This is a genomic window from Trebonia sp. (genome assembly GCF_049794275.1).
GTDB lineage: Bacteria > Actinomycetota > Actinomycetes > Streptosporangiales > Streptosporangiaceae > Trebonia.
In genome coordinates this window covers 1-4,784 of the sequence record NZ_JBARCR010000218.1, presented here as the reverse complement: position 1 = coordinate 4,784, position 4,784 = coordinate 1, and the positions used below count along the sequence as shown (strand labels likewise).

Annotated in this window: 5 protein-coding genes; 3 read left to right on the top strand and 2 right to left on the bottom strand. The window is 71.0% G+C overall.

Annotated elements, in window-relative coordinates; genetic code table 11:
• Positions 1-3: 3 nt before the first annotated feature.
• Positions 4-1,161 carry an acyl-CoA dehydrogenase family protein gene (locus tag WA805_RS06310; protein WP_422327112.1) on the bottom strand — a complete coding sequence of 386 codons (1,158 nt, stop codon included), beginning with the start codon at positions 1,159-1,161 and terminating at the stop codon, positions 4-6.
• Between the two features lie 103 nt (positions 1,162-1,264).
• Between WA805_RS06310 and WA805_RS06305 the strand changes: the two genes are divergently transcribed.
• From WA805_RS06305 to WA805_RS06295, 3 genes are read left to right on the top strand one after another with little or no spacing between them, the layout of a single operon-like run.
• Positions 1,265-1,891 (top strand): TetR family transcriptional regulator, encoded by a 627-nt coding sequence (locus tag WA805_RS06305; RefSeq protein ID WP_425241864.1) that lies wholly within the window; start codon positions 1,265-1,267, stop codon positions 1,889-1,891.
• Positions 1,888-3,087 (top strand): acyl-CoA dehydrogenase family protein, encoded by a 1,200-nt coding sequence (locus WA805_RS06300; protein WP_424558783.1) that lies wholly within the window; start codon positions 1,888-1,890, stop codon positions 3,085-3,087. Before WA805_RS06305 ends, WA805_RS06300 begins: the two co-directional genes overlap by 4 nt.
• 21 nt (positions 3,088-3,108) lie before the next feature.
• Positions 3,109-3,672: a low molecular weight protein-tyrosine-phosphatase gene (locus WA805_RS06295; RefSeq protein WP_422279668.1), complete on the top strand. Its 564-nt coding sequence runs from the start codon at positions 3,109-3,111 to the stop codon at positions 3,670-3,672.
• Here WA805_RS06295 and WA805_RS06290 read toward each other — a convergent pair.
• The coding region (locus WA805_RS06290; protein ID WP_425241863.1) for a sensor histidine kinase at positions 3,659-4,784 on the bottom strand (1,126 nt) is incomplete at its 5' end. The genes WA805_RS06295 and WA805_RS06290 overlap by 14 nt on opposite strands.

Sequence of the window (4,784 nt, the reverse complement as noted above, 5' to 3'; positions counted from 1 at the left end):
CGGTCACAGTCCCATGTTCTTCGCGATGATCGTCTTCATGACCTCGGAGGTGCCGCCGTAGATCCTGTTGACCCGGTTGTCGGCGTACAGCCGCGCGATCGGGTACTCGTTGATGTAGCCGTAGCCGCCGTGCAGCTGCAGGCACCGGTCGATGACCTCCGAGGCGGTCTCGGTGCAGAAGAGCTTCGCCGACGCCGCTTCCGCGGGGGTCAGTTCGCCGGCGTCCAGCGCCTCGAGCGCGCGGTCGGCGACGGCCTGGGCGGCGTCGACCTTGGCCTGGCAGGCGGCCAGCTCGAACTTCGTGTTCTGGAAGGACGCGACCTCCTTGCCGAACACGGTGCGCTGCTTTGTGTACTCAACAGCGAACCTGACGGCGGCGGCGGCCTGCGCGTAGGCGCCGTAGGCGATGCTGAGCCGCTCCTGCGGGAGGTTCTGGCCGAGGTAGGAGAATCCCTTGTCCTCCTCGCCGAGCAGGTCCCCCGCGGGCACGATCACGTCGGAGAACGTGAGCTCCGCGGTGTCGGAGACCCGCAGGCCGATCTTGTCGAGCTTGCGCCCGACGGAGTAGCCAGGGGACTTGGTGTCGACCACCAGCAGCGAGATGCCGAAGCGGCGGTCGTCAGGCAGCGATGGCGATGTCCTGGCGCAGACGATGACGCGGTCGGCGTGCACGCCACCGGTGATGAAGGTCTTGGCCCCGTTGAGGACGTAGTGACTGCCGTCGGCCGACTTGCGCGCGGTGGTGCGCATGCCGGCCAGGTCAGAGCCGGTGCCCGGTTCGGTCATGGCGATCGCGAACATCGTCTCCCCGGTGACGAACCCCGGCAGCCAGGCGGCCAGCTGCTCTGGCGTGCCGAGCTTCAGCAGGTAGGGCAGGCACAGGCCCGCGTGGACGCCGGAGCCGCCGAACGAGACACCGGCCCGTGTGGTCTCCTCGGCCTCGATGGCGTAGTACTTGAAGGTGGAGATGCCGGCCCCGCCGTACTCCTCGGGCACCTCGATACCGAAGATGCCCAGGTCGCCGAGCTTGTAGTAGAAGTCGCGCGGCACGATGCCCGCCTCGTACCACTCCTGGTAGTGCGGGACGACCTCGGCCTGGATAAAGGCCCGCAGGGTCTTACGGAACGACTCGTGATCCTCATCAAAGACCGCACGGCGCATAGCTGGTCCCTCCCACCGTCACACTGGCGACGCTTTAATCGAACAGTGTTAGATTAAATGAAATCGTAGCCCACGTCACCAGCCAGGGAGAACGGGAGAGCCGATGGCACGCCCGACGACCGCCAAGCTGGACCAGGCGCGGATCCGCGCGGCGGCCCTCGCGCTCGTCGACGCCGAAGGGCTTGAGGGGCTGAGCATGCGCCGGCTCGCCACCGCGCTGGACGTGAGCGCGGCGTCGCTCTACTTCCACTACGCGACTAAAGACGAACTGCTTGAGGCGGTGGCGGCGGACATCCTCGCCAAGGTGGACACCTCGGCCTTCAGCAGCGGCTGGGAGCCTGGCGTTCGTGCCTGGGCCCGCTCGCTGCGGGCCGCGCTGGCCGCGCACCCAAGGCTGGTGCCGGTTCTCTCGCACGCGCCTGGCCGCCGCGCCGACGCGCTGCAGCGGGCCGACGACATCCAGGGCGGCCTGGTCGCCGCCGGCTGGCCGCCGCGTGAGGCGACGATGATCGGCGCCGCCGCCAAGTACCTGGTCTTCGGGGCCGCCCTCGGCTCCTTCGCCGAGGGATTCGCCGCCGACCCCGAGGTGTACGCCGACCGCTACCCGCACCTGGGGCAGGCCCACCGGCTGGCGGCACGCGCCGCGGAGGTGGACAGGGAGAGCTTCGACTTCGCGCTGGAGCAGCTGATCGCCGGCCTGCGCGCACGCTACGCCAGGGAGATGTCATGACCTCAGCCGCGCCAGCCCCTGCCCGTTCCCAGGTCTCGCCTGAGGACTTCGCCGAGATCCTGCGCGCGACCCGCGAGTTCGTCAGGTCCAGGGTCATGCCCAGGGAGAACGAGATCATGGCGGCCGATGCCCTGCCCGCGGACCTGCGGGCGGCCGCGGCCGGACTCGGCCTCTTCGGCTTCGCGATCCCGCAGGAGTGGGGCGGCCTCGGCCTCGACCTCGTCCAGGACGTCGAGCTGGCGATGGAGCTTGGCTACACGTCCCTCGCGCTGCGCTCGATGTTCGGCACCAACAATGGCATCGCCGGGCAGGTACTCGTCAATTTCGGCACCGACGAGCAGAAGGCCGCCTGGCTCGAGCGACTCGCCTCCGGCGAGGTCGTGGCGTCCTTCGCCCTCACCGAGCCCGGCGCCGGCTCCAACCCGGCAGGGCTGCGCACCCGCGCCGTCCGCGACTCCGGCGAGTGGGTGATCAGCGGGGCCAAGCGGTTCATCACCAACGCGCCGATCGCCGGGCTGTTCGTCGTCTTCGCCCGCACCCGCGAGGCCGCGGGCGCCGATCCGGGCATCGCCGTTTTCCTCGTGCCAGCCGGCACCCCCGGCCTGGAGGTCGGCCCGCACGACCGCAAGATGGGCCACGAGGGCGCCTGGACCGCCGATGTCACGCTGACCGATGTGCGCGTGCCGGCCGCGGCGCTCATCGGCGGCTCAGAAGAAGTCGGCTATCAGGCCGCGATGTCGTCGCTGGCCCGCGGCCGGGTGACCATCGCCGCGGTCGCGGTCGGCGCCGCCCGCCGGGCCCTCGACGAGTCGGTCGCGTACGCCGTCACCGCCACCCAGGGCGGTACCGCCATCGGCGACTTCCAGCTTGTCCAGGCGCACCTGGCCGACATGCAGACCGGCGTGCTCGCCGGCGAGGCGCTGGTACGGGAGTGCGCCCGCAAGTACCAGTCCGGCGAGGACCGCCGCATCGCCCCCTCGGTCGCCAAGCTCTTCTGCACCGAGATGGCCGGGCAGGTCGCCGACAAGGCCGTCCAGGTCCACGGCGGCGCCGGCTACATACGCGAGGTGCCCGTCGAGCGGATCTACCGCGACGTGCGGCTGCTGCGCCTCTACGAGGGCACCAGCGAGATCCAGCGGCTCATCATCGGCGGCGGCCTGGTGCGAAGCGAACAGCGCCGGCTGAACCGCCAGTGAAGCTGGGGCATGCTTAGTGGCATGCCGCCTGAATCCGCCGCGACGTCGCCGCCGTTGCCGCCGCCGAGGAACCCGTCAGGGCCGTACCGGGTGTGCTGCGTGTGCCTGGGCAACATCTGCCGCTCTCCGATGGCCGAGGTCGTGCTCAGCGCCCAGCTCGCCGCCGCGGGCCTGCAGGACCGAGTGATCGTGGACAGCGCGGGAACCGGCGACTGGCACGTGGGGGACCCAATGAACGCGCCGGCGAGGAGGCAGCTGGAACGGCGCGGCTACGACGGCGCCGCGCACCGGGCCCGCCAGTTCGACGCGTCCTGGCTGGCCGAACGCGACCTTTTCCTCGCCATGGACAACTCCAACCTCGCGAACCTGCGCGCCCTCGCGCGGCAGGACGACGCCGCGCCGGGCACCATGCGGAGGATCAGGCTGTTCGGAGAGGTCGCGGGCCTGGACGGCGCGGACGTGCCGGATCCGTGGGGCGGCAGCCCGGCGGACTTCGCCCGGGTGCTCACGATGCTCGAGACCGGCATGGCGCGCATCGTCAGCCAGCTGCGGGACGTCGTGGGGGCGGCCGCTACCGAGCGCTAGCCGGCGAGTCTCCATCGTCGTCGGCGTCGCCGGGCTCCCCTACCCTGGCGCCGGGGGAGAGCGGCAGCCTGACCTGGAAGTCGGCGCCCTCGCCTGGCGCGGTGCGCACGGACACGGTGCCGCCGTGCGCCGCCACCAGCCCGGAGACGATCGCCAGCCCGAGGCCGGTGCCGCCGGACGCGCGGTTCCTGGCCTGGTCAGCGCGGTAGAACCGCTCGAAGACCCGCTGCGCCTGGTCGCGTTCCATGCCCGGTCCGTCGTCCTCGACGTCGAGCACAACGGCGGGTGTGGCGTGATCCAGCATGCCCGAGGCGATCTTGACCCGGACCGGGGTGTCCGGCGGGGTGTGCGTGAGCGCGTTGTTGAGCAGGTTCCCGATCACCTGCCGCAGCCGCGCCTCGTCGCCGTCCACCAGGAACGCGGCGCCGGGCGCCACGCTGAGGTCGATCGGCCGGCCGGGTGCCACCATCCGGGCGTCCTGCACCGCGTCGGCCGCGAGAGTGAGCAGGTCGACGGGCGCGAGGTTCAGCGGGCGCTGCTGGTCGAGCCTGGCCAGGGTCAGCAGGTCCTCGACGAGCAGGCCCATCCGGGAGGCCTCCGCCTCGAGGCGCCGCATGATGCGGTCGAGATCCCGCGGGGTCAGGCCGTCCTCGGCGGCAGGGCTATCTGGCGCCGAGGAGTCGGCCGGGGACGTTCCGGATACTTGATCTTGACCTGTTCGAACTCCGCCGCGCTGGCGGTAGTACTCGGCGAAGCCGCGGATCGTGGTCAGCGGGGTGCGCAGCTCGTGGCTGGCGTCGGCGATGAACCGGCGCATGCGGTCCTCGGAGCGGTGCGCGGCCTGTTCGGACTCCTCCTGGGCGTGGAAGGCGGTCTCGATCTGGCTGAGCATCGCGTTGAGCGAGCGGCCGAGGCTGCCGATCTCGGTGCGCGGGTCTCGCTCGGGGATGCGGTGGTTCAGGTGCCCCTTGGCGATCTGGCTGGCGGTCAGCTCGATGTCGTTGAGCGGGCGCAGGTTGGCCTGCACGACGGCGATGCCGACGGCCGCGAGCACCAGGACGATCGCTCCGCCCACGATCAGGTCGAAGAGGATGAGCCGGTGGGTCATCGCG

What these genes read in the sequence shown, in the direction of transcription:
- WA805_RS06310 (WP_422327112.1), bottom strand. Translation starts at nt 1,161, where the DNA reads ATGCGCCGTGCGGTCTTTGATGAGGATCACGAGTCGTTCCGTAAGACC.
- WA805_RS06305 (WP_425241864.1), top strand. Translation starts at nt 1,265, where the DNA reads ATGGCACGCCCGACGACCGCCAAGCTGGACCAGGCGCGGATCCGCGCG.
- WA805_RS06300 (WP_424558783.1), top strand. Translation starts at nt 1,888, where the DNA reads ATGACCTCAGCCGCGCCAGCCCCTGCCCGTTCCCAGGTCTCGCCTGAG.
- WA805_RS06295 (WP_422279668.1), top strand. Translation starts at nt 3,109, where the DNA reads ATGCCGCCTGAATCCGCCGCGACGTCGCCGCCGTTGCCGCCGCCGAGG.